Origin of the sequence: Acinetobacter sp. YH12142 (genome assembly GCF_013418435.1) — a bacterium.
GTDB classification, from domain to species: domain Bacteria; phylum Pseudomonadota; class Gammaproteobacteria; order Pseudomonadales; family Moraxellaceae; genus Acinetobacter; species Acinetobacter amyesii.
On the sequence record NZ_VPCB01000015.1, the window covers coordinates 62,705 to 87,439 of the forward strand.

General features: G+C 39.7%; 25 protein-coding genes. 15 read left to right on the top strand and 10 right to left on the bottom strand.

Annotation, left to right across the window (positions count from 1 at the left end):
• Positions 1 to 10 precede the first annotated feature (10 nt).
• The 5 genes from FTU77_RS12140 to FTU77_RS12160 all read left to right on the top strand — a co-directional run bounded on the left by FTU77_RS12140 (position 11) and on the right by FTU77_RS12160 (position 3,233).
• On the top strand, positions 11 to 226 hold the full coding sequence (locus FTU77_RS12140; RefSeq protein ID WP_078193934.1) for a hypothetical protein: 216 nt from the start codon (positions 11 to 13) through the stop codon (positions 224 to 226).
• A gap of 204 nt (positions 227 to 430) precedes the next feature.
• A complete protein-coding gene (gene gltS / locus FTU77_RS12145; protein ID WP_180055911.1) occupies positions 431 to 1,654 on the top strand; it encodes a sodium/glutamate symporter in 1,224 nt (407 codons plus the stop codon).
• 95 nt (positions 1,655 to 1,749) lie between these two features.
• Positions 1,750 to 2,607 (top strand): tetratricopeptide repeat protein, encoded by an 858-nt coding sequence (locus FTU77_RS12150; RefSeq protein WP_180055912.1) that lies wholly within the window; start codon positions 1,750 to 1,752, stop codon positions 2,605 to 2,607.
• Positions 2,608 to 2,811: 204 nt separating this feature from the next.
• On the top strand, positions 2,812 to 3,024 hold the full coding sequence (locus FTU77_RS12155) for a DUF4177 domain-containing protein (RefSeq protein ID WP_168378641.1): 213 nt from the start codon (positions 2,812 to 2,814) through the stop codon (positions 3,022 to 3,024).
• A complete protein-coding gene (locus FTU77_RS12160) occupies positions 3,021 to 3,233 on the top strand; it encodes a hypothetical protein (protein ID WP_168378640.1) in 213 nt (70 codons plus the stop codon). The genes FTU77_RS12155 and FTU77_RS12160 overlap by 4 nt, the downstream gene beginning before the upstream one ends.
• An 85-nt stretch (positions 3,234 to 3,318) precedes the next feature.
• Here the strand turns inward: FTU77_RS12160 and FTU77_RS12165 are convergent, their stop codons facing one another.
• Both FTU77_RS12165 and FTU77_RS12170 read right to left on the bottom strand, forming a co-directional pair.
• Complete coding sequence (locus FTU77_RS12165) at positions 3,319 to 3,804, bottom strand: Lrp/AsnC family transcriptional regulator (RefSeq protein WP_078188537.1); 486 nt, start codon at positions 3,802 to 3,804, stop codon at positions 3,319 to 3,321.
• A gap of 216 nt (positions 3,805 to 4,020) precedes the next feature.
• Positions 4,021 to 4,881 (bottom strand): alpha/beta fold hydrolase, encoded by an 861-nt coding sequence (locus tag FTU77_RS12170; RefSeq protein ID WP_180055913.1) that lies wholly within the window; start codon positions 4,879 to 4,881, stop codon positions 4,021 to 4,023.
• 174 nt (positions 4,882 to 5,055) lie between these two features.
• Between FTU77_RS12170 and FTU77_RS12175 the strand changes: the two genes are divergently transcribed.
• Entirely contained in the window at positions 5,056 to 5,517 is a 462-nt protein-coding gene (locus tag FTU77_RS12175; RefSeq protein ID WP_180055914.1) for a hypothetical protein, read from the top strand.
• Between the two features lie 273 nt (positions 5,518 to 5,790).
• On the opposite strand, the gene FTU77_RS12180 is transcribed toward FTU77_RS12175, so the two are convergent.
• Together FTU77_RS12180 and brnQ are read right to left on the bottom strand one after the other, a co-directional pair.
• Positions 5,791 to 6,027 carry a hypothetical protein gene (locus FTU77_RS12180; protein ID WP_078188534.1) on the bottom strand — a complete coding sequence of 79 codons (237 nt, stop codon included), beginning with the start codon at positions 6,025 to 6,027 and terminating at the stop codon, positions 5,791 to 5,793.
• Positions 6,028 to 6,585: 558 nt separating this feature from the next.
• Positions 6,586 to 7,878: a branched-chain amino acid transport system II carrier protein gene (gene brnQ, locus FTU77_RS12185; protein WP_180007846.1), complete on the bottom strand. Its 1,293-nt coding sequence runs from the start codon at positions 7,876 to 7,878 to the stop codon at positions 6,586 to 6,588.
• A 349-nt stretch (positions 7,879 to 8,227) separates the two neighbouring features.
• On the opposite strand from brnQ, the gene map reads away from it, so the two are divergent.
• On the top strand, positions 8,228 to 9,022 hold the full coding sequence (gene map, locus FTU77_RS12190; protein ID WP_168378636.1) for a type I methionyl aminopeptidase: 795 nt from the start codon (positions 8,228 to 8,230) through the stop codon (positions 9,020 to 9,022).
• 311 nt (positions 9,023 to 9,333) lie between these two features.
• On the opposite strand, the gene FTU77_RS12195 is transcribed toward map, so the two are convergent.
• Entirely contained in the window at positions 9,334 to 10,248 is a 915-nt protein-coding gene (locus FTU77_RS12195; RefSeq protein ID WP_180055915.1) for a LysR substrate-binding domain-containing protein, read from the bottom strand.
• Between the two features lie 279 nt (positions 10,249 to 10,527).
• Here FTU77_RS12195 and FTU77_RS12200 point away from each other — a divergent pair, with 279 nt between their 5' ends.
• On the top strand, positions 10,528 to 11,439 hold the full coding sequence (locus tag FTU77_RS12200; protein WP_078188530.1) for a LysR family transcriptional regulator: 912 nt from the start codon (positions 10,528 to 10,530) through the stop codon (positions 11,437 to 11,439).
• Positions 11,440 to 11,572: 133 nt separating this feature from the next.
• On the opposite strand, the gene FTU77_RS12205 is transcribed toward FTU77_RS12200, so the two are convergent.
• Both FTU77_RS12205 and FTU77_RS12210 read right to left on the bottom strand, forming a co-directional pair.
• Positions 11,573 to 12,481, bottom strand: coding sequence for an alpha/beta fold hydrolase (locus FTU77_RS12205; protein WP_180055916.1), 909 nt, complete (start codon positions 12,479 to 12,481; stop codon positions 11,573 to 11,575).
• Positions 12,482 to 12,505: 24 nt separating this feature from the next.
• On the bottom strand, positions 12,506 to 13,045 hold the full coding sequence (locus tag FTU77_RS12210; protein WP_180055917.1) for a PadR family transcriptional regulator: 540 nt from the start codon (positions 13,043 to 13,045) through the stop codon (positions 12,506 to 12,508).
• Between the two features lie 181 nt (positions 13,046 to 13,226).
• Between FTU77_RS12210 and FTU77_RS12215 the strand changes: the two genes are divergently transcribed.
• The 3 genes from FTU77_RS12215 to FTU77_RS12225 all read left to right on the top strand — a co-directional run bounded on the left by FTU77_RS12215 (position 13,227) and on the right by FTU77_RS12225 (position 17,073).
• Complete coding sequence (locus FTU77_RS12215; protein WP_180055918.1) at positions 13,227 to 15,251, top strand: NADPH-dependent 2,4-dienoyl-CoA reductase; 2,025 nt, start codon at positions 13,227 to 13,229, stop codon at positions 15,249 to 15,251.
• A gap of 123 nt (positions 15,252 to 15,374) precedes the next feature.
• The gene (locus tag FTU77_RS12220; protein WP_180055919.1) at positions 15,375 to 15,779 is read left to right on the top strand and encodes a nuclear transport factor 2 family protein; all 405 of its coding nucleotides are present in this window, start codon (positions 15,375 to 15,377) and stop codon (positions 15,777 to 15,779) included.
• Positions 15,780 to 15,981: 202 nt separating this feature from the next.
• Positions 15,982 to 17,073, top strand: a complete 1,092-nt coding sequence (locus FTU77_RS12225) for a YheT family hydrolase (RefSeq protein ID WP_180055920.1) — start codon at positions 15,982 to 15,984, stop codon at positions 17,071 to 17,073.
• Between the two features lie 38 nt (positions 17,074 to 17,111).
• On the opposite strand, the gene FTU77_RS12230 is transcribed toward FTU77_RS12225, so the two are convergent.
• Together FTU77_RS12230 and dkgB are read right to left on the bottom strand one after the other, a co-directional pair.
• Positions 17,112 to 18,287 (bottom strand): MFS transporter, encoded by a 1,176-nt coding sequence (locus tag FTU77_RS12230; protein ID WP_180026264.1) that lies wholly within the window; start codon positions 18,285 to 18,287, stop codon positions 17,112 to 17,114.
• 1 nt (position 18,288) lies between these two features.
• Positions 18,289 to 19,095: a 2,5-didehydrogluconate reductase DkgB gene (dkgB, locus tag FTU77_RS12235; RefSeq protein WP_218947322.1), complete on the bottom strand. Its 807-nt coding sequence runs from the start codon at positions 19,093 to 19,095 to the stop codon at positions 18,289 to 18,291.
• Between the two features lie 109 nt (positions 19,096 to 19,204).
• Between dkgB and FTU77_RS12240 the strand changes: the two genes are divergently transcribed.
• Complete coding sequence (locus tag FTU77_RS12240; protein ID WP_180005111.1) at positions 19,205 to 20,089, top strand: LysR family transcriptional regulator; 885 nt, start codon at positions 19,205 to 19,207, stop codon at positions 20,087 to 20,089.
• Positions 20,090 to 20,201: 112 nt separating this feature from the next.
• Here the strand turns inward: FTU77_RS12240 and FTU77_RS12245 are convergent, their stop codons facing one another.
• Positions 20,202 to 20,615, bottom strand: coding sequence for an internalin (locus FTU77_RS12245; protein ID WP_180005101.1), 414 nt, complete (start codon positions 20,613 to 20,615; stop codon positions 20,202 to 20,204).
• 229 nt (positions 20,616 to 20,844) lie between these two features.
• On the opposite strand from FTU77_RS12245, the gene FTU77_RS12250 reads away from it, so the two are divergent.
• From FTU77_RS12250 to eno, 3 genes are all read left to right on the top strand, one after another.
• Positions 20,845 to 22,485, top strand: a complete 1,641-nt coding sequence (locus FTU77_RS12250) for a CTP synthase (protein ID WP_180055921.1) — start codon at positions 20,845 to 20,847, stop codon at positions 22,483 to 22,485.
• A 31-nt stretch (positions 22,486 to 22,516) separates the two neighbouring features.
• Positions 22,517 to 23,374, top strand: a complete 858-nt coding sequence (kdsA, locus tag FTU77_RS12255; RefSeq protein ID WP_078188522.1) for a 3-deoxy-8-phosphooctulonate synthase — start codon at positions 22,517 to 22,519, stop codon at positions 23,372 to 23,374.
• A gap of 64 nt (positions 23,375 to 23,438) precedes the next feature.
• Positions 23,439 to 24,728, top strand: coding sequence for a phosphopyruvate hydratase (gene eno, locus FTU77_RS12260; protein WP_078188521.1), 1,290 nt, complete (start codon positions 23,439 to 23,441; stop codon positions 24,726 to 24,728).
• Positions 24,729 to 24,735 lie beyond the last annotated feature (7 nt).

Consider the following 24,735-nt stretch of genomic DNA (forward strand, 5'->3'; position numbering starts at 1 on the left):
GCATAGATCAGTGCCCAAACAATCCCGATTCCTCTGTATTGGTGGCTTCCTCAACGGAACCCAAGTCAAAGACCAAGGCGAAAGCTTTGTCTGTGTCGAAAATGGCAAACAGATGACTTACCACAAAAAAGAAATCTTTAACCAAGATGCTTGGGATCAAGATTACTATGTCTGTGAAACCACCAGTGATAAAGAGGCGCATAACTGGGTATTCGATATCAAATAATCTCTCAAAATTCCTGCTTTTCAGTCATAAACAGCAAATGCTCAGCACATCACATACGCTGAGCATTTTTATTTATTTCATTTATTAGGCTTCAGAAATGTGTAGTAGAAGAAGGGGCTAAATAACTTATTTACATTTTTCTAGCTGAAAAAATCAAATAATTATGTAAAAAGATAAATAAAATTGAGCACTTAAGATTAAATTATGAATTATGAGCTAGATGCTTTTTTGACAATTGTCGTGGCGGTTTTGGTTTTATTTATCGGGTATTTCTTTGTACATAAAATTTCTATCCTGAAAAAATACAACATTCCTGAACCAGTGGCAGGTGGTCTAGTTGCAGCGGTAATTACTTTTATATTATTTAAAAACTTTAATATCACCGTAAATTTTGATGCCAAAATTCAGCAAATATTCATGCTGATGTTCTTTACCTCTGTTGGCTTGAGTGCAAGTCTTGGAAAACTCAAAGAGGGTGGCAAGGCGTTAGTGCTGTTTTTAGGCTGTGTCATTATATTTGTCATGCTGCAAAACATCGTTGGTATCAGTTTAGCCAAAATTTTAGGATTAGATCCGCTCATCGGCTTAATTACAGGCTCAGTCACATTAACTGGCGGTCACGGTACAGCAGGCGCATGGGGTACAGTCTTTGAACAAGATCATGGTATACAAGGTGCAGTCGTACTCGGTATGGCAAGTGCAACCTTCGGCTTGGTCATTGGCGGCATGATGGGCGGGCCAGTGGCGAAATTCCTCATCCGCCGTTTTCAGTTGGCAGAAGAACTTGTACCCACATCAGGACGTAATGAAGCACCGCCTGCATCTGAAACGGCGCCTTTCGAATATCCTGAAAAAACTCGTTTAATTACCGCAGATGATGCCGTCAAAACGATGGGGATGTTTGCCATCTGTATCAGCTTTGCTTATTTCATGACAGAGTTTGCTCGTGGACAGTGGTTTGAATTACCTACCTTCGTTTGGGCTTTAGCGTGTGGTGTATTTTTAAGAAACACCCTTGAACTTGGCTTTAAAATTGAAATGTTTGATCGCTGTATCGATGTATTTGGTAACGCATCCTTGGCATTATTTTTATCCATGGCGCTGATGTCATTGCAGCTCTGGTTATTGGCAGATCTTGCAGGCCCGCTGGTGATTATTTTACTGGTACAAACCCTCGTTTTAGCACTGTATCTGTACTTTGTAACTTTTAAGATCATGGGAAAAAGCTATGACGCAGCCGTACTTTGTGCAGGGCAATGTGGTATAAATTTGGGTGCAACACCGACAGCGATTGCCAATATTCAGGCAGTGACCAATACCTATGGGCCATCACATAAAGCCTTTTTGATTATTCCTTTGACAGGGGCATTCTTTGTAGATATTGTCAATGCTGTGGTCATTCAGGCAACGATAGGCTTCTTTGGTTAATACTATATATACAGCTTTAAAAAATGCTAAAGCATCTAGATAGAGTGCTTTAGCATTTCATTTTTCACCATCTTATTGATCAAGAATAATAAACAATGAAAGTTTTAAAATATCATTTGCCTTACATCAAATTGTTCATGCTATTTGTATTAACAGCATTTCCATTTTCTATAACCTTTTCAGCCGAAATTGATGTCCGAAAGACCATCGTTCAAGCAAAAAATAACGATAAACAGGCGCTTTATGATTTGGCTGTACTGAAACATATGGGGCTAGAAGGTGTGGAGATTAATCTGCCTGAAGCCATAGCGCTGTATAAGCGTGCTTCTGCCTTAGGGCACCGCTCTGCAAATCAAAATTTGGGATTGATGTATTACAAAGGTGTAGGAGTAAAAGTAGATTATGTAGAAGCCGCAAAATGGTTTGAGATCGGTGCTGAAAGAAACTTAGATGATTCAAAGCGTATGCTTTTGATTATGAATAAATATGAACTCATTCCAAGGAATGAGAAAAAATTGGAAAGTCTTTTAATTGAATTTGCAAATAAAGGCAAGCAAGAAGATATCGAACAATTGGCCGACTATTATTACTATACGAAGCAAAATATGCAGCTTGCTGAAAAGCCAACGATGTTGTTGGCTGAACAAGGCTTGGCTCAATATCAGTCCCGTTTGGGTATGATTTATTATCAAGGTATTGACGCAAAGCCTGATTATAAAAAGGCTTATCCGTGGTTTTTAAAGGCTGCGGAAGCAAATGATTTGAACGGAAAAATTAGCGTAGCAAGTTTTTATTTAGGTGGGCTAGGCGTACAGCGAGATTTTGAAAAAGCTGTTGCATGGTTTAATTCGGCTTATGAGCAGGACCCTGTGAAAACATGTGAAATTCACAGTCTCGTTCTGTCAGAATTGAACAATGAAACACAACAATGTGAGTTGAGTAGAAAACAATAAAAAGCCCCATGGTTAGGGGCTAGTCGTATCACTCGCGTGATACTCATATAAGGCTCATCTCATACTGCATGTATTAAAACATAAAATCGAAAAAATTGCTGAGCAAATTAGGCGGGTAAAACTAGGTTATTTTAGAAAAAAGCGATCGCTATACTTTGCCCTGAACATTTGTTCATTTCACTATAACCATAAAGAACGAAATTGATGAAAGAATATAAAGTTGTTATCTATCAAGAAGGCATGCTGGGATCTTTACTGCTTGGCTCTTCAAAAGTTGATCCTGTTAAATTCACCAATTTTTTAAATCAAAATGCGCAGCAAGGCTGGGCGGTGATTACGATGGAAAAAGATATCCGCCGTATGCTACTTTTTTGGAAGCGTGAAGCTTATGTAGTTGTTTTGGAGAGAGAAATATGAAATATGGTGTCTTTAGCGCACTTATTATTTCAGTTTTATGGGGGTTATTAGCCATCGCTCAGTTGTGGTTTGAGTTGCTCAGTGTCGAAGTATTTACCAAAATAACCGTCACTGTGGCGATTCTAGAAGCCATCATTATTATCGCAACATTGGTCATACGTGAGTATTTGACAGATAAAAAATTGAAAAAAGATGGCTTTATAGATTAGACCGCATAAATAGGGCGATTGAGTGCTGAACTCAATTGCCCTTAAATTTTAAAGTCATCTTATAGATTAAATCTATATTGGCTCATTACTCAATCATCATAAGGTCAGCACTGCTGGCAGATTTTAATTGTCGTAGCGCAAAAATAGAGCGTGTATGGCGTATACCTTTCATAGAATATAAGTTTTTACGCAAAAAACGCTCATAGTGTTCAGCATTTTTAACCGCAACTTTCACTAAATAATCGTAATCGCCAGTGACTAAATGTGCCTCTACCACTTCTGGCATATTGGCTAAAGTTTCACTAAATTGATCTAAAATTTCATCATCGTGACGTTCTAATGTGATTTCAATAAAGAATAATTCATTGATCCCAATCGATTTTGGATTGATGTTGGCTGTATAACCATCGATAATTTTTAAATTTTCTAGACGTTTTAAGCGTGTCCAACATGGCGAAGAGGAGAGACCAACACGTTCAGACAGCTGGGCTATGGTGAGTCGTCCATCTTCTCTTAATGCGGATAATATTAAACGATCAATTCTGTCGAGGTTGTGTCGTGCTTCACTCATGCCAAAATAGAATATAATTGAGAAAAAATAGTTATATCATTTTTTGCAATGGTCGGCTGAAGAAAATAAGCACACTTGGACTTTCAGTGCAGATTTTAAAGATAGAAAAATAAATTATGTAAGGTGTTAGGCAGGGTGATTGAAGCTAAAAATAGAAAATCTTGTGCAGATTATAAAAAGACCACTCAGCCGGATTACTGACTGAGTGGCAAAAACTTAAGCGTGTAACTGTTGTTCAATGATCGGCCATAGGTTTTGATGTGACGATTTAAACATCAACATATGTCCGATGGCTTTATGACCTGTTTCTTTCGGTTTTAACTCAATCATTTGAGTCGAAGCATTCGGGTATAAGCGCAGCAAGTCTTTGACATTGGCTTCCGTGGCGATTTCGTCATCAGAGCTCCATACGGCAGTGATCGGACAGCTCACCTGTTGATGAAAATCATGCTGAACAGTTTTGCCTAAGGCGTTGATGACATAACCGGGTTTGCTACAAAATTCAGCCCATTCACGAGCAACATCTTTTGGCAAATTTTCACCCATGCCAATCGCATTAGTCGGGCCATAGCCAATGGTATAGCGTGCAATCGGGAAGATCACATTAAACATCACTGGAGCTAAAAGCTTGGTGCGACCTTTAAGATCTTTGACATGACCTGTAGAGCCAGAAACAGCAACCACTTTGGCAACTTTGTCATAATTTGGCACGATACCTAATAATTGTCCGCCTGCACTATGACCGAGTAATATGACTTTAGGCGCCTGCGTTTTACTGATTAAAGCATCGATTGCTGCGGGGATATCAAGCTGCCCCCATTGCACAATACTTGCTGTCGATTGTTTTAAAGGGCTGTGTAGCGACTCACCAATACCACGAAAATCAAAAACTAAAATGTTATAGCCTTGTTGGCTCAACCATGTTGCATAACTATTATAAAATTGCTTGGTAATGCCTGTAGCTGGACAAATCAACACAGGTAAAGCCTGTTTTAGTTCTGTCTGGTGCGGATAAAAGCGCGCACTCAGTGAATAGCCGTCTTGGCAATGAATCGTGAGTTTTTCAGATGATGACATGATTCAAACTTTATGGATGTGTTCCGATGTCACTAATTTACACAAGTTCCAAAAAGAAACCTGAAAAGAGTATGACTCTAAAGTCATGTCATAACAGGTTTGAAGTAAGTATTATTGGAGAAGAAATACAGATAAAAATAATGCGTGTAATTGAACAATGGATGTAAATTAAAAATGGACATGCTTCAACTTTCGAGTGCAGTAAAAATTGCGATAGTCTTTAGTGGGATTTATTTATGGGTAGGTATGCTCACGGGTGTGTGGAAATATGCACAAATAAGGCAGTCTGAACTGGCACGTGCGCATTATTATGTCGATATTGCACATCGGAGCAGTTTGTTATACGCCCCAGCGACGCTCATTTTAGCGGTGTTGGCCTATTTTTCAGCACTTCCTCATGCGCTCAATTTACTCTTTGTAATCATCAATTTGTTCTTTTTTAGCTTTTCGATTTTAAGCTATGTACTGCATGGCTTTTTAGCTGATACCACCAATCAATTTAAAGTCCCGCACGTCTTAGGCAAATGGCATTTACCTAAATGGATGATGAGTATGGCAATGCTTGGATTGGTGATAGGCGAGTTAATTGCAACACTCGGATTGCTCTTCGGAGTCATCGTTAAATTTTGGTTTTAAACAAAGCAATATCAATTAGAAATGGTTTGCATGAAATTGGAAGCTAATCAAGAACTAAAAGCTTTTAAAGTGCAGACGATGGCTATGTAGAAGAATTTATAAAACAAAATTTGAAGTTAAATAGAATCGAAAATTCATGAGAAAAGGCTGATGATTTTCTGGTTATTTTAGGGATTATTTGTATTGTTTTTTAAAATGGATTGAATAATCGAGAAGGTAGGGGTGGCATCTTTTCTTTTTTCAAGATGGATGATGCCTCATCCATCTTCTAACTTAAAATTCTGTTGATTTTTGCTTTCGATATTTGTGGTCAATGACTGCCCATAAATAAAAGGCTACCGAGACAATAAGAGCATAAGCAAAGTATTCAGGTCTTAAATTTCCTTGTATTAAGCCTTGAATAAGTAGTGTCAGCATGAGAGCAATAGTGGTGCTTGTATAGGTCACCATGTTCTTATTTGCCTTCAGAGCGTTAATGAAGAATTGCTTTTTGAAATGTACTGATAACATCTCCACCCCTCCTTGTTGTTGTTTCGCCAAAACCCATGATTTTGGTCAGGTTTGAACTACTGTTGTACTTCGAAACTAGAAGTATTTCAATAGCAAATGTCATTATTTTGTCATAAAACTATGTTAGATCATCGTATAAGAATAATCATTTTATTCATATACTAAATATTATGAATCTAAAGGTGTTGACTGGTGAGTAAAAGGGTCAATGCATAATATCTATGTATGAATAAGCAATATATATACCAACACGGGTATATCGGCTTTATGACACGAAACCGCCTAGCTTACAGTCATAATCGGGCTTAATCATGGATTTTGTGTACGGTGTATTTTGCAGAAAGTATTTGTATTTTAACTATTATTATATTTTGTAGCCAAAGGGCTGGCTTTGTTTCTCATTGTGAAAATAAAAATTTATTTAAAAGTTCAATGACTTAGGGTTATTGCGCTGTAGTAGGACAAATAAAAGTCAGTTTGGGTAAAACTCGACAATTATTGGTCACAGGTAAAATCGTCATTCGGGTAAAACTCCGATTTTAGACAGGTCAAAAAAGGTTATTTTTTAACTTTGTCAATTACAGCAGCAATAATCAGCACAATCACAGAAGGGATCAGCCATGCTAAATTTTGTTGAGCAAGCGGTAGATTGGCAATAAAGCTTGGAAGCGCATCTTCGAAACCAGCTACTTTTAAACCATCAAAAATACCGAAAATAAACGCACAAGCGGTAACAGGCGCAATAACTCGTGATGGTGAAATAAACCATTTAGAGCAGAAGCTCAGTAGGATAACTGCAATCGCAGGTGGATAAATTGCACTTAAAACAGGCACTGAAACTGCAATGAGTTTGGTTAAACCTAAGTTTGAAATCAGCAGTGAGAAACCAACTAAAATGAACACAAAAACTTTGTATGGAATTTTAGTCAATTCTGAGAAATATTCAGCACATGCGCAGGTCAAGCCAATCGCGGTCACCATACATGCAACAAAGATCATTGCAGATAGGAAATAAGCGCCCATATCACCAAATGCATGTTGTACATATGCATGCAGGATCACTGCACCATTTGTTGCATTTGGAGCAATATCATGGCTGCCCATACCGAGTTTGAACAAGCTGATATAAACCAGTGTAAGTCCAATACCTGAAATAATACTGGCAATGACAGCATACTTGGTGACGAGCTTACTATCCGTTACACCACGTGAAGTAATGGCTTTTACGATCACGATACCAAAAACTAAAGCACCTAAAGTATCCATGGTTAAATAACCATTGACCACACCTTCAGAAACTGGTGCAGCCACGTAGTTACCAATTGCAGGCGGAATTACACCAGCAGGGATAAAGAACGCAGAGATACCCAGTACAATGAGACCTAAGATCTTGAGCGGTGAAAGGAAATAACCCACAGTATCCAAAATTTTGTTTGGATAAAGTGAAACAATGGTCACTAATGCAAAATAAATCACGCTATAAATTAGCAGACTGTTTGCGCCGTTACCAAAATAAGAAGAGAAACCAATTTCATATGAAACGGTAGCTGTACGAGGTGTTGCAAATAAAGGTCCAACAGCTAAGTAACACGCGACAGTAAGGATAATGCTGGCTGCTTTACCCAAAGGTGAACTTAAAACTTGAATAGAACCTTCTACACGCGACAAAGCAATAATCGTGATGACAGGTAGGCCAACTGCAGTGATCAAGAAACCAAATGCAGCTAACCAAACATGTTCACCCGCTTGCTGTGCGACAATTGGTGGGAAAATAATGTTACCTGCACCAATAAACAGTGCGAAGGTCATAAAACCTAAGGCAACAATATCCCGTGTACGAAGACTTGTCATAAAGGGGAGATGAACTGTGAAAAAAGGCAATTTTAGTGCATTTAAGCTCGTTTTTGGCGCAAAATTTATAAATCGTATAGATAGTTTTTATAATACGAAATATGAATATATTGACAGATAAAATAATGTTTTATTTATATTTATGATAAATAAAAGAAATTTATTGTATATAAATTTTTTATAGGAATATGTTTAGCTATTAAGATTTATCAGATATAAATCAATTGTTCTAATTTTCAGCACTAAATAGGATGCTATAAGCCGAATAAATGCAGAAATATTGGCTGAATAAAACAAAAAAAATCTAAAAGGTCTATAATTCGGTGTATTCAAATTTGAGGATATTCAGATGAAAGCTTCCAAAATCACGATTAAAACCGAGCAAGATATTGAAAAATTACGCATTTCAGGTCGTTTAGCTGCTCAGGTTTTAGAGATGATCGGGGAGTATGTCAAGCCGGGCGTGACCACTGAATATCTAGACGATATCTGTAATGATTTTATCGTCAACACACTTAAAGTGATTCCTGCCAACGTTGGCTACTATGGCTATACCAAAACCACCTGTATTTCACCGAATGAAGTGGTTTGTCATGGTATTCCTTCGAAAGAAACCGTATTGAAAGATGGCGACATTATCAATATTGATGTTGCCATCATTAAAGATGGTTATTTTGGTGATACCAGTCGTATGTACTATGTGGGTGAGGTTTCGCCTGCGGCTAAAAAGTTAGTCGAAACTACCTACGAGGCCATGGTTGCTGGGATTCATGCAGTTAAACCGGGAGCAACATTGGGAGATGTAGGTTATGCCATTCAACAAGTTGCTCATCGTGAAGGCTACAGCATTGTACGTGAATACTGTGGTCATGGGATTGGTAAGGTTTATCATGAGCAACCGAGCGTTTTACACTATGGTCAACCGGGTCAAGGTGTAATTCTAAAAAAAGGCATGGTCTTTACCATTGAGCCGATGATTAACAGCGGTAAAGCGCGAACTAAAGAGTTAAAAGATGGCTGGACAGTGATTACTGCAGACCGCTCTTTATCTGCACAGTGGGAGCATATGGTGGTTGTAACCGATAGTGGTTTTGAGTTGCTATCTCCATGGCCAGAAGGTACAGGTACATATCCTGCAATCTAAGCTAAATCGCGAATTTAATCCTGAATCTGCTGTATCTAAAGGATTGAAGTTAAATTAAATTGTACAAGTGTATATTTTTTGACTTTAGTCTAATAAGTTGTAGTGTGTATGAGCGTTATAGGTTTTAAGACTAAGAGGTTTTCTCTATAGCTTAATTTATAAGGTTTTGCTTATAACTCTGAAAATCAGTTAGAGCTATTAACGATTTAATAAAGATGTATTTTATTTATATAATATGATTACAGATTCTGCTGTAGTTTCTTAGTTTTTAAGTTTTCGCTTACCCATCACATGGGTAAGCTTTTTTTTGCCTAAAATTTAGCGTGTTCATGTTGGCTGAGTTTTTCAACTAAATAATCAATGAAAACACGTACAGCCGGTAATAAGCCACGACGAGATGGATATACAGCATGGAAAATACCATGTGCAGCTTTCCATTCAGGTAATACATGAACCAAAGCACCTGATTTCACATGATCGGACACAATACTGTCGGGTAATAACACCACGCCACAATCTTGGCAGGCTAGTGCAGCTAACATCGATAGGTCAGAGCCCATTACCGTTGGGTTGACTTTAATTTTTTTCTGATGCTGCTGTGCATCGGTCACAATAATATGTTGATCGAGATGCTCATCCGCCATACTTAATATTTGATGTTGTGATAAGTCTTCGGGCTGTTTGAGTTCACCAAATTTATTCAGATAGGCCTGACTGGCAAATAAGTGCTGCTCAATCGTTTCAAATTTACGAATGACTAAATTCGGGTCGTCGTCTAGATTTGAACGTACACGTAGCGCAAGATCGAAGCCTTCATTAATGATATCTACGCGCCGATTGGTCACCATCATTTGCACTTTAATTTCTGGATATTGCTTTAAAAATTCAGGCAAAATTTTGGTCATTTCATTTTGCGCGATGGAAACAGGTAAGCTGACTTTAATTAAGCCGCGCGGCTGCGTACTGAGATGATCAACCAAATCATGTGCGGCTTGAGCGGCATTCATCATAACTTGTGCATGGCGGTAGATATTCATACCAATATCTGTAACAGCAAAATGTCGTGAACTACGTTGAATCAGGCGGACACCTAAACGTTCTTCTAAGTTATAGACCCGACGACTCAGTTTTGATTTTGGAATATCTGTTGCACGTTCTGCTGCACTAAAACCACCATGTTCGACCACTTGGGCAAAACAATAAAAATCATCTAGATCACTCAGCACTGTTCTTATTCCATATTTGCAACGATTTAGCTAATTAACTTGAATTGTTTCATGAAGTCAATCACGTTTTGTAGTTTTTCATGTGAGAAAGTTGAGTAAAATTGCCAAGACTAAAGTCGGGTTAACCTTGTAATCGTTTCACATTAGCATGACCAAACAATAAATGTGGTGTATACATCTTTTAAATAACCGAATTTGAAGGATGTGATTTGAGTGTCGTCCTGATATATTCAAATAAAAGACCATTATGAAAGAAATTCGACATTAAAGGACAATGTCATGGAATTAAGACATTTACGTTACTTTGTCGCCGTTGTAGAAGAACAGAGTTTTACGAAGGCTGCTGAAAAGCTATTTATTGCTCAACCTCCTTTAAGTCGTCAAATTCAAAATTTAGAAGAAGAGTTGGGTGCACAGCTTTTTGAGCGTGGCAGCCGTCCTTTGAGAACCACCACCATTGGCCGTTTCTTTTATCAGCAAGCTGTGAAATTACTCTCCAATGCAGAAGAAATTAAGCTCATTACACAGCGGGCCAGTGCCACTGAACGTACCATTAATATTGGGTATGGCGGTTCGCTACTCTGTGGTTTATTACCTCGAATCGTTTATTTGTTCCGCCAGCAATATCCACACTTAAATGTAAATTTAATTGAACTGAGTGCAGTTGATCAGATTCAGGCATTAAAAGAAGGTCGGGTTGATGCATGTTTTAGCCGAGTTCGTGTGTCGGATCAGGCGGTTAAACGTGTGCTATTGCGTGAAGAGCCGCTAATTGTTGCGGTGCATTCGAGCCATCCTTTATCTTCACAACAACAGATTGCATTAAATAATCTCAAAGATGAGCAGATTTTTATCTATCCAGCAACGGATGGTCAAAGTTATGCAACGCTGATCAAGTCTTTGTTTTTAGAATACGGTATGGAGCCGAAACGCTTTAACACTCAAGCTGATTTGCAGCAATCACTAGGCATGGTTGCCGCAGGTGAAGGCATTTGTATTGTTCCTGAATCTGTACAAATTATGCAGTTTAGGCATGTGAATTATGTGAAATTATCGGATAGTGCGGCCATTAGCCAAATTTACTTGATCGTGCGGAACGATGATGAAGGGGAATTGGCACGTCCTTTATTTGACTGTGTTTATCAAGTATATGATTTAGAAGCAATTGAATACGATCGTCGGGTTTTCTAGTGCTTATTTTAAAAAGTAATAATAACGTTAAATTTGAAATTCAATTTTGAAGCAAACGTTTAAGTAACACCTTTCTGCATAAAACATAGGCTCATTCTTGAAAGTATTGAGCCTATTTTTTTATTCAGTCTTATTAGACCGCTTGTTTTAAAAACTTGGTGACTTCACGGCTAAATTTGACCGGTTCACTGAGCAATGGCGTGTGCCCCGATTTCTTAAAAATGATTTGCTCTGCATTGGCTAGGCTGTCAGCAATAATTTTTTGACCTTGAGCAGGATAGAGGATCGATTTTGCCCCTGTGAAAAAAGTTGTTGGCGCGGTGAGTGCTGCAATGGCTTCACGATAATCTTCAGTATGGTTCAAATAATTTTGAATATACCAATATAAATACGCCACACTTTGTGAGGGTAACATCAGCTTCTGTAAAGTTGGTTGTTGGTATGCAATACGGAAAGCGGATAATGCATAAGGATTGCTATTTTGTAAGTCTATGAACCTTAACCAAGCGTCGACCAGACCTTGACGGTCATGTTTATTCATCTGCTGTGCAAATGGCACAGAGAGGTTGATTGCAAGTACCTTCGAGATGTCTTCTAAAATACTTAAAAACTCAGTGTGACGTTTGCCATATAAACCATATTGCCAATCTGCATCTACTCGTATTTTAGGGGTTTGATCGATGTGTAAATAACGTTTAATTTTTTCAGCAAACTGACCGTATTTTAAACCGTGCATGGTGGTCGTTGCCCCCATGGAGTAGGCAATCACCGTGATTTTATCGTAACCGAGCTGGGAAACTAAGCTGTCAATATCTCGCCAATGGCTTGAAATGGTGTCCGTATTTGGAATTTGACAAAGTTTAGAGCCGCCAAATCCACGCCAGTCTGGAATGATAAATTTAAAATGCTTTCGGTGTTGATATAGAAAAGGATGCCATTGCCAACTTTGCATGCCCAGCCCCGATAAAACCAGAATGGGTTCTCCTTGACCATATTCACGAACATACAGTTGTTGCTGATCGGGCATTGTATAGTGTGGCATGCGGCTTCCTATTTATTTTTTGTTTTAGCGATTAAATTTATGCAACTGTGGAATGATGGTTTCGAGCCATTTGATCCAACCGATTTCCAAATCTATCCCAAGCTGTAAAATCATTTTATGAATGTACAAAGTACGGTCTTCATCATGCGCATGTGCAAAGTCTTTTGCAAAAATAGACTGGTACACTTTTAGTTTTTCTTTGTGAATGTCTAGATGGCGCTCTAATTCGGGTAATACACCGTTTGTGCCCAGTTGAGCTTCAGCACGTAAACGAACCATTAACTCTTCACGTAACTGAGCCGGAGGGCTTTGCTCAACCATCCAATTGGCTAATTCAACACGTCCAAGCTGTTCAACTTGGTAGGTTTTTTTACGGGTTGTACTGTGGTCATCTTCAATGGTGCTGATCCAGCCTTTTTGCTGCATACCACTGAGTTCACGGTAGATTTGCTGATGTGTCGCATTCCAAAAAAAGCCCATAGAGCGGTCAAAACGGCGTGCAAGGTCAATTCCTGTACTAGGTTTTTCAAGTAAGCTCGTGAGTAAAACATGGGCTAAAGACATATATGGCTCAGTCAAAATAGTTTTGTACTTTTTATTATGCAACATGTTGCATAAAAATCAAATCTCGCATATAAATTAGTGCAACAAGTTGCAAAAATCTTGTATGCGTAGATGGAAATAGAAAGCTCGTATACAAGCGAAGATAAAAATAGCCAGCTTTTCAGCACGCTAAGGAGAAAAAATGTCAAATTATCCAAATTTATTGGCACCACTAGATTTAGGTTTTACAACGCTAAAGAACCGTGTATTGATGGGTTCTATGCATATCGGCCTTGAAGAAGCACCGGGTGGCTATGAACGCATGGCAGCTTTTTACGCTGAGCGTGCGAAAGGTGGTGTAGGTCTGATTGTAACTGGTGGTATTTCTCCCAATGATGATGGTGTGACATTTGCTGGTGGCTCAAAATTAGATTCTTTAGAAGAAGCAGAAAAACATAAAGTGATTACGCAGGCGGTACATGATGCTGGCGGTAAAATTGCGATGCAGATTTTGCATACAGGTCGCTACTCGTATCAAGCCAATAATGTTGCACCTTCATCAATTCAAGCACCAATTAACCCAGTAAAACCGCAAGCTTTAAGCACAGCAGACGTCGAACGCACGATCAATGATTTTGCCAAATGTGCTCAGTTAGCACAGACAGCGGGTTATGACGGTGTAGAAGTCATGGGGTCAGAAGGTTATTTAATTAATGAGTTTATTGCTGCACGTACCAACCACCGTGATGATGAATGGGGTGGCAGTTATGAAAACCGGATTCGTTTTCCAATTGAGATCGTGCGTCGTACGCGTGAATTAGTCGGTGAAAATTTTATTATTATTTACCGTCTTTCTATGTTGGATTTGGTTGAAGGCGGTTCGACTTTCGAAGAAGTTGTGCAACTTGCAAAAGCGATTGAAAAAGCCGGTGCAACCATTATCAATACCGGTATTGGTTGGCACGAAGCACGTATTCCGACCATTGCAACCAAAGTGCCACGTGCTGCATTTACATGGGTGACCAAGAAATTAAAAGGTATAGTGAATGTTCCTTTAATCACCTCAAACCGTATCAATACCCCTGAAATGGCTGAGCACGTACTTGCTTCGGGTGATGCAGATATGGTGTCCATGGCACGTCCAATGCTGGCTGACCCACGTTTTGTGGAAAAAGCAGAACGAGGTCGTAGTGATGAAATTAATACCTGTATTGGTTGTAACCAAGCCTGCCTAGATCATATTTTTTCGATGAAAATTGCAACATGTTTGGTTAACCCTCAAGCTTGCTATGAAACTGAACTGATTTTTAAAGAATCTGCACAGGTGAAAAATATTGCTGTGATTGGTGCGGGACCTGCGGGTTTAAGCTTTGCAACTTATGCTGCAGAGCGTGGTCATAACATAACTATTTTTGAAGCATCGAGCCAAATTGGTGGGCAGTTCAATATCGCGAAAACGATTCCTGGTAAAGAAGAGTTTTATGAAACGCTGCGTTATTTCAAACGCAAAATAGAACTATTGCCTCAGATTAAATTGGTACTGAACCATACGGCAACGTATGAAGAATTAGCTCAGTCTGATTTTGATGACATCGTGGTGGCGACGGGTGTAACGCCGCGTCAGTTAGATATAGATGGTATTGATCATCCAAAAGTATTGAGCTATTTACAGGTATTACGTGAACGTCAACCTGTTGGCAAACGTGTAGCAATCATTGGTGCGGGTGGTATTGGTTTTGATACGGCTGAATATTTAACGCATGAAGGTGAAAGCGGTAGCCTCAATCCTGAGAAATTTTATGATGAATGGGGAATTGATACCACTTATGCACAAGTCGGTGGCTTGAAACATCCTGACGTTGAAGAATCGCCGCGTGAAGTGTATTTATTGCAGCGTAAGGCTAAATCGGTCGGTGCTGGCTTAGGTAAAACTACGGGTTGGATTCACCGTACAGGTTTGAAACACCGTGATGTAAAAATGATTGCGGGTGCAAGCTACGACAAAATAGATGATCAAGGTTTGCATATTACCGTTGATGGTCAACCACGTATTTTAGATGTTGATCATGTGGTGATTTGTGCAGGTCAGGAATCCTATACCGCGATGTATGAACAGTTACAAGCAGATGGAAAAAATGTGCATCTGATTGGTGGTGCGAAAGAAGCTGGTGAGTTAGATGCTAAACGTGCCATTCGTCAAGGTGCAGATTTGGCTGCGGTGATTTAATCAGCCTCATACTTATCCACGACAACTACATTCAATTTAATATGCAGTTGTCGTGCTTCCTCTCCATTTTGAGAGGAGTTTGAGGATAGGGAAATGATTCATCAACAAAAAAAGGACATAAACATGATTATTGAAATAACAAAAAAATCTGTTGCACGTTGGCACGAAATGCTCGACACACGGGATATGAATATTTTAAATGAACTCTTGGCAGAGGATGTGGTGTTTCGTTCACCTGTCGCGTTTAACCCATATCCAGGTAAGCCTGTAGTAACTTTTATTTTGACCAATGTGATTCAAATTTTTGAAAATTTTACCTATCACCGTGAGTTTTACTCAGAAGATGGTTTAAATGTGGTGCTTGAGTTTTCTGCCAATGTTGGCGAGAAAAAGTTAAAAGGGATCGACATGATTCAGTTTAATGAACAAGGACAGATGATTGATTTTGAAGTCATGCTCCGTCCGAAAAGTGGCTTGGAAGCATTGGCGGCGAAAATGGGTGAGCGCATTACGCAATATCAGCCTTAACTCTGCTGATTTTAAATGCTCATCACAGAATGATAAAAAGCATGATGGATATTGTCATGCTTTTTGCTTATGAGGCTTAAGCAAACAAATATTGCTAGCGAGATATGGTTTTGTAGATACGTTTGTTTAATGGGCCTTGTTTGTCAAAGTGAAAAGATTGAAATGATTTGCTGTAGTGCGAAGCGAGGTGAAGGTAAGGTCAATGAATAATGTGATGCATAAAGGGTGTCAGGCTCTTTTAAATTTTGTAGATCATGCCATCGGTGCAGAATTACCACAGCTTTATTATCATCCTGAAGGGCAAATGAAACATGTGCTGCCGAAGTTAAAGCAACTACATGAAAAATATCGTCCTACGCCTTGGCTGTCGAATACTCATGCACATTTACTGTATTTTGATGTCATTAAAAAGCGCCAAGTGAAGCTTAAATACGACGCTATAGAGCAACTGACCATGGCTGATGGAGGGATTACAGCCATTGCATGGTTGGGCTTAGATTTACCTGCGGATGTGCCAACTGTGGTACTCATGCATACGATTACGGGAACGCCTGAAAGTATGCGAGAAGTGGTTCGGGATCTTCATCTATATACAGGTTGGCGCATTGCACTGTGTTTAAGACGCGGTCATGCCAATTTACCTATGCCAGTTGCCAAAATAAATTTATTTGGCTCAACAGATGACTTACGTGAACAGATTGCCTGTATTCAGCAGAAATTTCCCGAATCGAGTTTGTATGGCGTCGGTTCATCTGCCGGAACGGGGCTATTGGTCCGCTATTTAGGAGAGCAAGGTGAGGAAACACCACTTAAAGCGGCTTTTGCTTTATGTCCGGGCTATGATACTGAGCTTGGCTTTAAAAATGTACATCCTTTTTACAGTAAAATGATGACCAAGAAGCTCTTTCAGAAATTTGTAGAACCCTATTCTGCAACATGGTCAACAACACCATCTTTAATAGAAGTCCTAAAAAGTAAAGATCTGGCGCAGTTTGAGCGTGCTTATTTCCAAATGGCTGGTTTTGCCGATTATGAAAGTTATGCAAAATCTACCAATCCAATTTATGTATTTGAAAATCTTAAAATTCCATTGATGATTTTAAATGCCGAAGATGACCCTGTTTGCCACATTCAAAACTTTGAACCCTATAAAGAATTAATCCGTTCTTTGCCGAATGTTGTGGTGGTAACCACCAAAAAAGGCAGTCACTGTGGTTATTATGAAGGTTTAGTGGAAACCCATTCATGGGCAACCAAATTGATGGCAGATTTTTTAAAGTTATATGCGAACTAAAAAATAGCCTACTTTGGGTAGGCTATTTTAAGTGTGTGTTACTCAGCTTGTGCGCAACATGCAGATGTTTGAGGTTTAAGCTTCATCTGTATCAATACTAAAATCAACGCTATAGCGCTCAGTGTAGCGCCTGCATAAGACACTGCAGCATAGCTTAGGTTGAGATTTAGCACTGCGGCACCTGCAACAGCGCCCAAAGCATTTCCAAGATTAAATGCACCAATATTCACTGAAGAAGCGAGGCCTGGTGCATCGTGAGCTACTGTCATAACATGCATTTGTAAAGGTGGTACGACGGCAAAGGCTGCTGCTCCCCAGATGATTAATGCAATCGCCGCGCCAATGGTGGTTGTTGCTAAAATTGGAAATAACAGCATCATCAGCATGAGTAAGACTAAAAAGCCAATCAAGGTTTTATCTAAGGATTGATCTGCGAACTTACCACCGAAATGGTTACCAATTGAAAATCCGATCCCGATTAAGACCAACATGAAAGTGATAAGTTCGGGGCTTGCATGAGTAAAGACTTTTAAGCTTGGTGCGATATAGGTATAGAGCGAGAACATAGCTCCAGCACTCATGACCGTGGTGAGCAGTGCTAAAACAACAGGCATGCGTGTTAATACTTTTAACTCTGCTCGTACATCCGGTTTTTCGGTCTGTTGCTGATGGGGCAGTGCTTTCCATAATGCCAACATGGTGATGATGCCAAGTAAGGTGATGGCCGCAAAAGACATACGCCAACCGATATTTTGCCCCACCCATGTTGCGAGTGGCACGCCGCCAATATTGGCAATGGTCAAGCCCATAAACATCATGGCAACAGCACTGGCTTGTTTATCTTTTGGAACAACACTTGCTGCGACGACAGAGCCTAAGCCAAAAAAGGCGCCGTGGTTCAAACTCGTCACTAAACGCGCAGCCATTAAACCTAAATAATCTGGCGCAACTGTGGCAAGCAGATTGCCAAGGGTGAAAATTGTCATTAATAACATGAGTGATGTACGTTTTGGAAAACGTGCTAACCATAAGGTCATCAATGGGGCACCAATCATGACGCCAACGGCATAGGCACTAATCAGTAAGCCCGCTTGAGGAATAGATACCGATAAATCTGCTGCGATTTCAGGCAAAAAACCCATCGGTGAAAATTCTGTTGTACCAATTGCAAAAGCACCTACGGCTAATGCAATTAATGGAAAATTGAATTTCATATTAAATATCCCACACTGGAGCAAGTTCAGGTGGGTTCACTTCACGCGCATTTCTGTCTAGTGTGGTAATGGCCTGCATCTGTTCTGGTGTTAAATGAATGTCTTGAGCTTTTAAATTACTGATTAAATGTTCACGTTTGGTTGATGATGGAATCACGGCATAACCTTTTTTCAGTGCCCATGCGAGTGCAATTTGGGCCGAAGTGACTTGGTGTTCGGCCGCAATATTTAACAGGGTTGGGTCTTGCAAAACTTTGCCATAAGCCAAGGTCATATAGGATGTGACATCTATATTGTTCGTTTGCAGATAATTGACCAATTTTTGATTTTGCAAATATGGACTAAGTTCAATTTGATTGGTTGCAATATTTTCTAGCCCGATGTGATCAATGGCTTGTTGAGTGAGCTCAATATTAAAATTAGATACACCAATATGTTCAGTCAAACCTTGTTTTTTTGCTTCAAGTAAATGTCCCATTAATTCAGGAATATCGACTCCTAGAGCAGGTGCTGGCCAATGAATAAGTGTGAGGTTAACTGCATCAGTCCTCAATTTAATTAAACTGTCTTTTAGACTGGGTATTAGTTTGTCGGCAGCATAATTTTCAGTCCAAATTTTCGTGGTTAAGAAAATATCAGCTCGATTGACCTGACTTTCATGGAGTGCTTGGCCTACTTCTGCTTCATTAGCGTAAATTTGTGCGGTGTCTACAGCACGATATCCTACCTCTAAGGCTGTTTTAACTGAATGAATGACAGTTTCACCTGCCAAACGGAAGGTACCGACACCAAATTGGGGAACAATCATCAGGAATTCTCTTTTTTGAATTGATGCTATTGTGCTGCTAATTTTAATGAAGAAAAATGCATGAGTTTGGAATATATTATTGATTAAAAATCACGAATTCGAATATGCAATGAAATCGACCATTGAGGAGCTGCAGGCTTTTACTGTTATTGTAGATAGCGGCTCTATTATCAAAGCAGCAGAAAGACTGGATCAGACAGCATCGGGTGTCAGCCGCGCATTACAGCGTCTGGAATCTAAATTAAATGTAACCCTGTTAGAACGAACAACCCGCAAAATTAAGCTGACGCAAGAGGGGCAATTGTTTTTAGCTAAAACACGGCGGATATTGAATGATTTGAGCGAAGCGGAAGATTCTCTGCTGAAATTAGATGCAGATACTTCGGGGTTAGTGCGAGTCGATTCTGCGATTTCGTTTATTCTGCATATGATCGTTCCCTTGATTCCAGAATTTAATGCACGTTATCCACATATACAGATTGAATTGGTGAATCATGATCAAGTGATTGACTTATTAGAGCATAAAGCGGATGTCGCAATTCGCTTTGGAAAATTAAACGATTCAAGTTTGCATGCAAAACTCATCTATAAGAGTCGATTGTGTTTGGTGGCGAGTCCTGAATATCTTCAGCAGCATGGACGACCGCAAAATGCTGATGAGCTAACAGCACATGCTTTACTTGGATTTAGTCAAATTACCCATATGAATACTTGGCCGTTCCAAGTCGCAGGGAAGCCCCTGACGATCCGACCCAACATCAAGGCATCAAATGGTGAAACACTACGGGAGCTTGCGATTCATGGGATGGGCATCGCTTGTCTTTCGATTTTTATGTTAGAAAAAGATATTGCAGAAGGGCGATTGGTACAATTTTTAGACGATCAAATTGAACCGCATGAACAGCTTATTCATGCTGTCTATTATCAACAAGAGCATTTACCGAAACGTGTTCGTTTATTTATTGAATATTTAGCTGAAAAATTACAAGAATAGTTGTGAGAAAAAACAGTGCATCGTCGGGTACAGATTTTTATTTACATAGAAACAATAAAAAACCCGACTTTTGCCGGGTTTTTTTGATCATTTGTTTGATAAAACTTCGATCTTAGTTCTCTAAGGCTGGTGTTGCAGCAGCAATGGCAGCGGCAACGGCGTCATCTTCAGACTGTGCAGAACCAGAGTTTTGTTTAGGTTGAGCAGCTTGCGCAGGTTTTTCTGCTGCTTTAGGTGCTTCTGCTTTTGGAGCAGGAGCTTCTGCAGGAGGAGTAGGTTCACGACGAATTTCAGTTGTTGTATTCGGTGTTTCTTCACGAATCACTTCAACTTGCTGCTGAGTCGGTTCTTCAACAACTGGTTGTTCTTCAACTGGTTCTAATTGTGTAGGTACAGATACTGTTGGTTCAGATGCTGCAACTTCAACCTGTTCCTGTTCTTCTTCTTTTGGTGCTTCTTTTTTTACACATGCTGTAAGAAGTAGACCTGTTGCGATTGCACCGCAGATTAAAAGTTTCTTATTCATAATTACACAAAACAAAAAAGTGTGGATTGGATAACTGCATTATAACAGCAAATAAGAATATAGAAATGATAAGAACTTACTCTAAATTTTTATGATAATTGCTGTTACAATAGCCAATTGTTAATTGTTCTATGAATTGATGCGGAATGACTTTGCTTTCTTGGTACAGAGTAAAGTAAAATCGCACAACATTGTAGGCCAATTTAGGCTCCATTGTACGAGAAACTTAATGACCCATTTTATTTTCGTTACTGGTGGTGTTGTATCATCACTAGGTAAAGGTATTTCAGCTGCATCAGTGGCTGCGCTTTTAGAAGCCCGTGGTTTAAAAGTAACCATGGTAAAAATGGATCCATACATTAATGTCGATCCAGGGACTATGAGTCCATTCCAACACGGTGAAGTTTTTGTCACAGAGGATGGTGCTGAAACTGACTTAGACTTGGGTTATTACGAACGTTTCTTGCGTCGTGCGAAAATGACCAAACTGAACAACTTTACTTCAGGACGAGTGTACCAAGATGTCTTGAATAAAGAACGTCGTGGTGATTACCTCGGTGGTACAGTTCAAGTTATTCCACATATTACTGACAATATTAAAGAACGTGTTCTTCGCGCAGGTGAAGGCTATGACGTTGCGATCGTTGAGATCGGCGGTACAGTAGGTGACATTGAATCTCTCCCATTCATGGAATCTGTACGTCAACTTATGGTCGAACTAGGTCATAAGCGCACAATGTTAATGCACTTAACTTTACTCCCATATATTAAGTCAGCTGCTGAATTAAAAACTAAACCAACTCAACACTCTGTAAAAGAGCTTTTGTCGATTGGTATTCAACCAGACATCCTGATCTGCCGTACAGAGCATGATGTTGATGCTGACACTACACGTAAAATTGCGTTATTTACGAACGTTGAAGCGCGTGCAGTTGTGGTATGTAAAGATGCGCGTTCAATTTACCAAATTCCACGTACTTTCTATGAACAAAACGTTGATGATTTAATCTGCGAACGTTTTGGTTATGACGATCTTCCAGAAGCTGATCTTACAGACTGGGATAACGTTGTAGATGCATTACTGAACCCTGAATATACAGTTCGTGTAGCGATGGTTGGTAAATACGTTGAACTTCCAGATGCATACAAATCTGTAAACGAAGCACTTTTACATGCGGGTATTCAAAACCGTGTGAAAGTTCAAATCGACTACGTAAATGCAGAAGAACTTGAAAGCCAAGATGTAAACGACGTATTAAAAGACGCGGATGCAATCTTAGTGCCGGGTGGCTTCGGTGAACGTGGTACAGAAGGCAAAATGAAAGCGATTCGTTTTGCACGTGAAAACGGTGTGCCATTCCTTGGCATCTGTTTAGGTATGCAGTTGGCTGTGATCGAATATGCGCGCAACGTTGCGGGTATTAGCGATGCAACTTCTACTGAATTTAACCGTTCTACTAAATCACCATTGATTGGTCTAATCACTGAATGGTTAGATGAGCGCGGCGAAGTTCAACAACGTAATGCAGATTCTGACTTAGGCGGCACAATGCGTCTGGGTGCTCAAAAATCTGAATTGGTTGCGGGAACAAAAACTGCACAAGTTTACGGTTCTGAAGAGATCGTTGAACGTCATCGTCACCGTTATGAAATGAACAACCGTTATATCCCAGTGCTTGAAGAAAAAGGCATGAAGATTTCAGGTTATTCTCCAGTACAGCGTCTCGTTGAAACTGTTGAAATTCCTGAACATCCTTGGTTTATTGCTGTACAATTCCATCCGGAATTTACAAGTTCACCACGTGATGGACACCCATTATTCGCAGGCTTTATTGATGCTGCTAAAAAGCAGTACCAAAAAGCGAAATAATGTGTTTTTGACTAAACCAGGAAGAGTTTAAATGTCACAATTAAAACCACAGGAAATTGTACGTTTAGGCGATATACAAATGGCAAATCATTTGCCATTTGTACTATTCGGCGGCATGAACGTACTTGAGTCAAAAGACCTTGCTTTTGAAATTGCTGAAACCTATGTGGATATCTGCAAACGCTTGGATATTCCGTATGTGTTTAAAGCAAGTTTTGATAAAGCCAATCGTTCAAGCTTGAACTCTTTCCGTGGCCCAGGCCTGGAAAAAGGAATCGAGTGGTTAGCTGACATAAAAAAACACTTTAATGTGCCGATTATTACTGACGTACATGAACCATATCAAGCTGCGCCTGTTGCTGAAGTTGCGGATATTATCCAGCTTCCTGCATTTTTAAGCCGTCAAACTGACCTTGTTGAAGCGATGGCGAAAACTGATGCCATCATCAATATTAAAAAAGCACAGTTCCTCGCACCACACGAAATGCGTCATATTTTGCATAAGTGTTTGGAAGCAGGGAATGACAAACTGATTCTTTGTGAACGTGGTTCAGCATTTGGTTACAATAATTTAGTTGTAGACATGTTGGGCTTTGACATCATGAAAGAAATGAATGTCCCTGTGTTCTTTGATGTTACGCATGCGCTTCAAACGCCGGGTGGTCGTGCGGATTCTGCAGGTGGTCGTCGTGCACAAATCACGACACTGGCACGTGCAGGTATGGCGACTGGTTTAGCAGGTTTGTTCTTAGAAGCTCATCCAGATCCAGAAAATGCCAAATGTGACGGTCCATGTGCGCTACGCATGTCACAGTTGGAACCTTTCTTGGCACAGTTAAAAGAGCTCGATACCTTAGTTAAAGGTTTCGCAAAGTTAGACACACACTAATTCGATACACATTGATGCGTCACTTTTGACGCATCATTTTTATTAATCAACTGAGGAATTGTTCATGAGCCAAATCGTTGACATTCGTGCACGTGAAATTTTGGACTCTCGTGGTAACCCTACCATCGAAGCAGACGTAATCTTAGCCTCTGGCGTTGTAGGCCGTGCATGTGCACCATCTGGTGCTTCAACTGGTTCTCGTGAAGCTTTAGAACTTCGTGACGGCGATAAAGCTCGTTACTTAGGTAAAGGCGTTAAAACTGCGGTTAACAACGTTAACACAGTAATTCGTGATGCATTGTTGGGTAAATCAGTATTCGAACAAAAAGACATTGATAACACAATGATCGCGCTTGACGGTACTGAAAACAAAGAAAAATTAGGTGCGAACGCAACTTTAGCGGTATCGCTAGCTGCTGCACGCGCTGCTGCTGACGAAAAGAAAATTCCACTTTTTCAATACATCGCAGACCTTCGTAATAACAGCATTTTGACTATGCCTGTTCCAATGATGAACATCCTAAATGGTGGTTCACATGCAGACAACAACGTAGACATTCAAGAATTTATGATTGAGCCAGTTGGCTTTACTTCATTCTCTGAAGCTTTACGCGCTGGTGCTGAAATTTTCCACTCTTTAAAATCAGTTTTAAAGAAACAAGGTTTAAATACTGCAGTTGGTGATGAAGGTGGTTTTGCACCGAACCTTCGTTCTAACGAAGAAGCAATCACAGTAATTCTTGAAGCAATTGAAAAAACTGGCTACAAAGCAGGTTCTGATATTATGCTTGCGCTTGACTGTGCATCTTCAGAATTCTACAAAGATGGTCAATACATCCTTGCAGGTGAAGGCAATAAAGCATTCACAAGCAACCAATTTGCTGACTACCTTGCTGGTTTTGCAAAACAATACCCAATCATCTCAATTGAAGATGGTTTGGACGAGTCTGATTGGGAAGGTTGGTCTTACCTCACTTCAATCCTTGGCGACAAAATCCAATTGGTTGGTGATGACCTATTCGTTACGAATCCTAAAATTCTTCAACGTGGTATCAATGAAAAAGTGGGTAACTCGATTCTGATCAAGTACAACCAAATCGGTACGTTGACTGAAACTCTAGATGCAATCTACCTTGCAAAAGCAAATGGTTACACTACAGTAATTTCACACCGTTCTGGTGAAACTGAAGATTCAACTATTGCGGATCTTGCAGTGGGTACAGCAGCGGGTCAAATCAAAACTGGTTCACTTTGCCGTTCTGACCGTGTAGCGAAATATAACCAATTACTTCGTATTGAAGAATTGACTAATGCTGCATATCGCGGTAAAGCTGAGTTCAAAGGTTTGAACTAAGCAGATC

Excerpts from the sequence above, each read along its gene's own strand:
- FTU77_RS12230 (WP_180026264.1), bottom strand. The coding sequence starts at position 18,287 with ATGAAATTCAATTTTCCATTAATTGCATTAGCCGTAGGTGCTTTTGCA.
- FTU77_RS12170 (WP_180055913.1), bottom strand. The coding sequence starts at position 4,881 with ATGTCATCATCTGAAAAACTCACGATTCATTGCCAAGACGGCTATTCA.
- FTU77_RS12155 (WP_168378641.1), top strand. The coding sequence starts at position 2,812 with ATGAAAGAATATAAAGTTGTTATCTATCAAGAAGGCATGCTGGGATCT.
- FTU77_RS12220 (WP_180055919.1), top strand. The coding sequence starts at position 15,375 with ATGATTATTGAAATAACAAAAAAATCTGTTGCACGTTGGCACGAAATG.
- FTU77_RS12245 (WP_180005101.1), bottom strand. The coding sequence starts at position 20,615 with ATGAATAAGAAACTTTTAATCTGCGGTGCAATCGCAACAGGTCTACTT.
- FTU77_RS12180 (WP_078188534.1), bottom strand. The coding sequence starts at position 6,027 with ATGTTATCAGTACATTTCAAAAAGCAATTCTTCATTAACGCTCTGAAG.
- FTU77_RS12205 (WP_180055916.1), bottom strand. The coding sequence starts at position 12,481 with ATGCCACACTATACAATGCCCGATCAGCAACAACTGTATGTTCGTGAA.
- kdsA (WP_078188522.1), top strand. The coding sequence starts at position 22,517 with ATGTCACAATTAAAACCACAGGAAATTGTACGTTTAGGCGATATACAA.
- map (WP_168378636.1), top strand. The coding sequence starts at position 8,228 with ATGAAAGCTTCCAAAATCACGATTAAAACCGAGCAAGATATTGAAAAA.
- FTU77_RS12160 (WP_168378640.1), top strand. The coding sequence starts at position 3,021 with ATGAAATATGGTGTCTTTAGCGCACTTATTATTTCAGTTTTATGGGGG.
- FTU77_RS12240 (WP_180005111.1), top strand. The coding sequence starts at position 19,205 with ATGAAATCGACCATTGAGGAGCTGCAGGCTTTTACTGTTATTGTAGAT.
- brnQ (WP_180007846.1), bottom strand. The coding sequence starts at position 7,878 with ATGACAAGTCTTCGTACACGGGATATTGTTGCCTTAGGTTTTATGACC.
- gltS (WP_180055911.1), top strand. The coding sequence starts at position 431 with ATGAATTATGAGCTAGATGCTTTTTTGACAATTGTCGTGGCGGTTTTG.
- FTU77_RS12150 (WP_180055912.1), top strand. The coding sequence starts at position 1,750 with ATGAAAGTTTTAAAATATCATTTGCCTTACATCAAATTGTTCATGCTA.
- FTU77_RS12215 (WP_180055918.1), top strand. The coding sequence starts at position 13,227 with ATGTCAAATTATCCAAATTTATTGGCACCACTAGATTTAGGTTTTACA.
- FTU77_RS12165 (WP_078188537.1), bottom strand. The coding sequence starts at position 3,804 with ATGAGTGAAGCACGACACAACCTCGACAGAATTGATCGTTTAATATTA.
- FTU77_RS12225 (WP_180055920.1), top strand. The coding sequence starts at position 15,982 with ATGAATAATGTGATGCATAAAGGGTGTCAGGCTCTTTTAAATTTTGTA.
- FTU77_RS12200 (WP_078188530.1), top strand. The coding sequence starts at position 10,528 with ATGGAATTAAGACATTTACGTTACTTTGTCGCCGTTGTAGAAGAACAG.
- FTU77_RS12210 (WP_180055917.1), bottom strand. The coding sequence starts at position 13,045 with ATGTCTTTAGCCCATGTTTTACTCACGAGCTTACTTGAAAAACCTAGT.
- dkgB (WP_218947322.1), bottom strand. The coding sequence starts at position 19,095 with ATGATTGTTCCCCAATTTGGTGTCGGTACCTTCCGTTTGGCAGGTGAA.
- FTU77_RS12250 (WP_180055921.1), top strand. The coding sequence starts at position 20,845 with ATGACCCATTTTATTTTCGTTACTGGTGGTGTTGTATCATCACTAGGT.
- eno (WP_078188521.1), top strand. The coding sequence starts at position 23,439 with ATGAGCCAAATCGTTGACATTCGTGCACGTGAAATTTTGGACTCTCGT.
- FTU77_RS12175 (WP_180055914.1), top strand. The coding sequence starts at position 5,056 with ATGGACATGCTTCAACTTTCGAGTGCAGTAAAAATTGCGATAGTCTTT.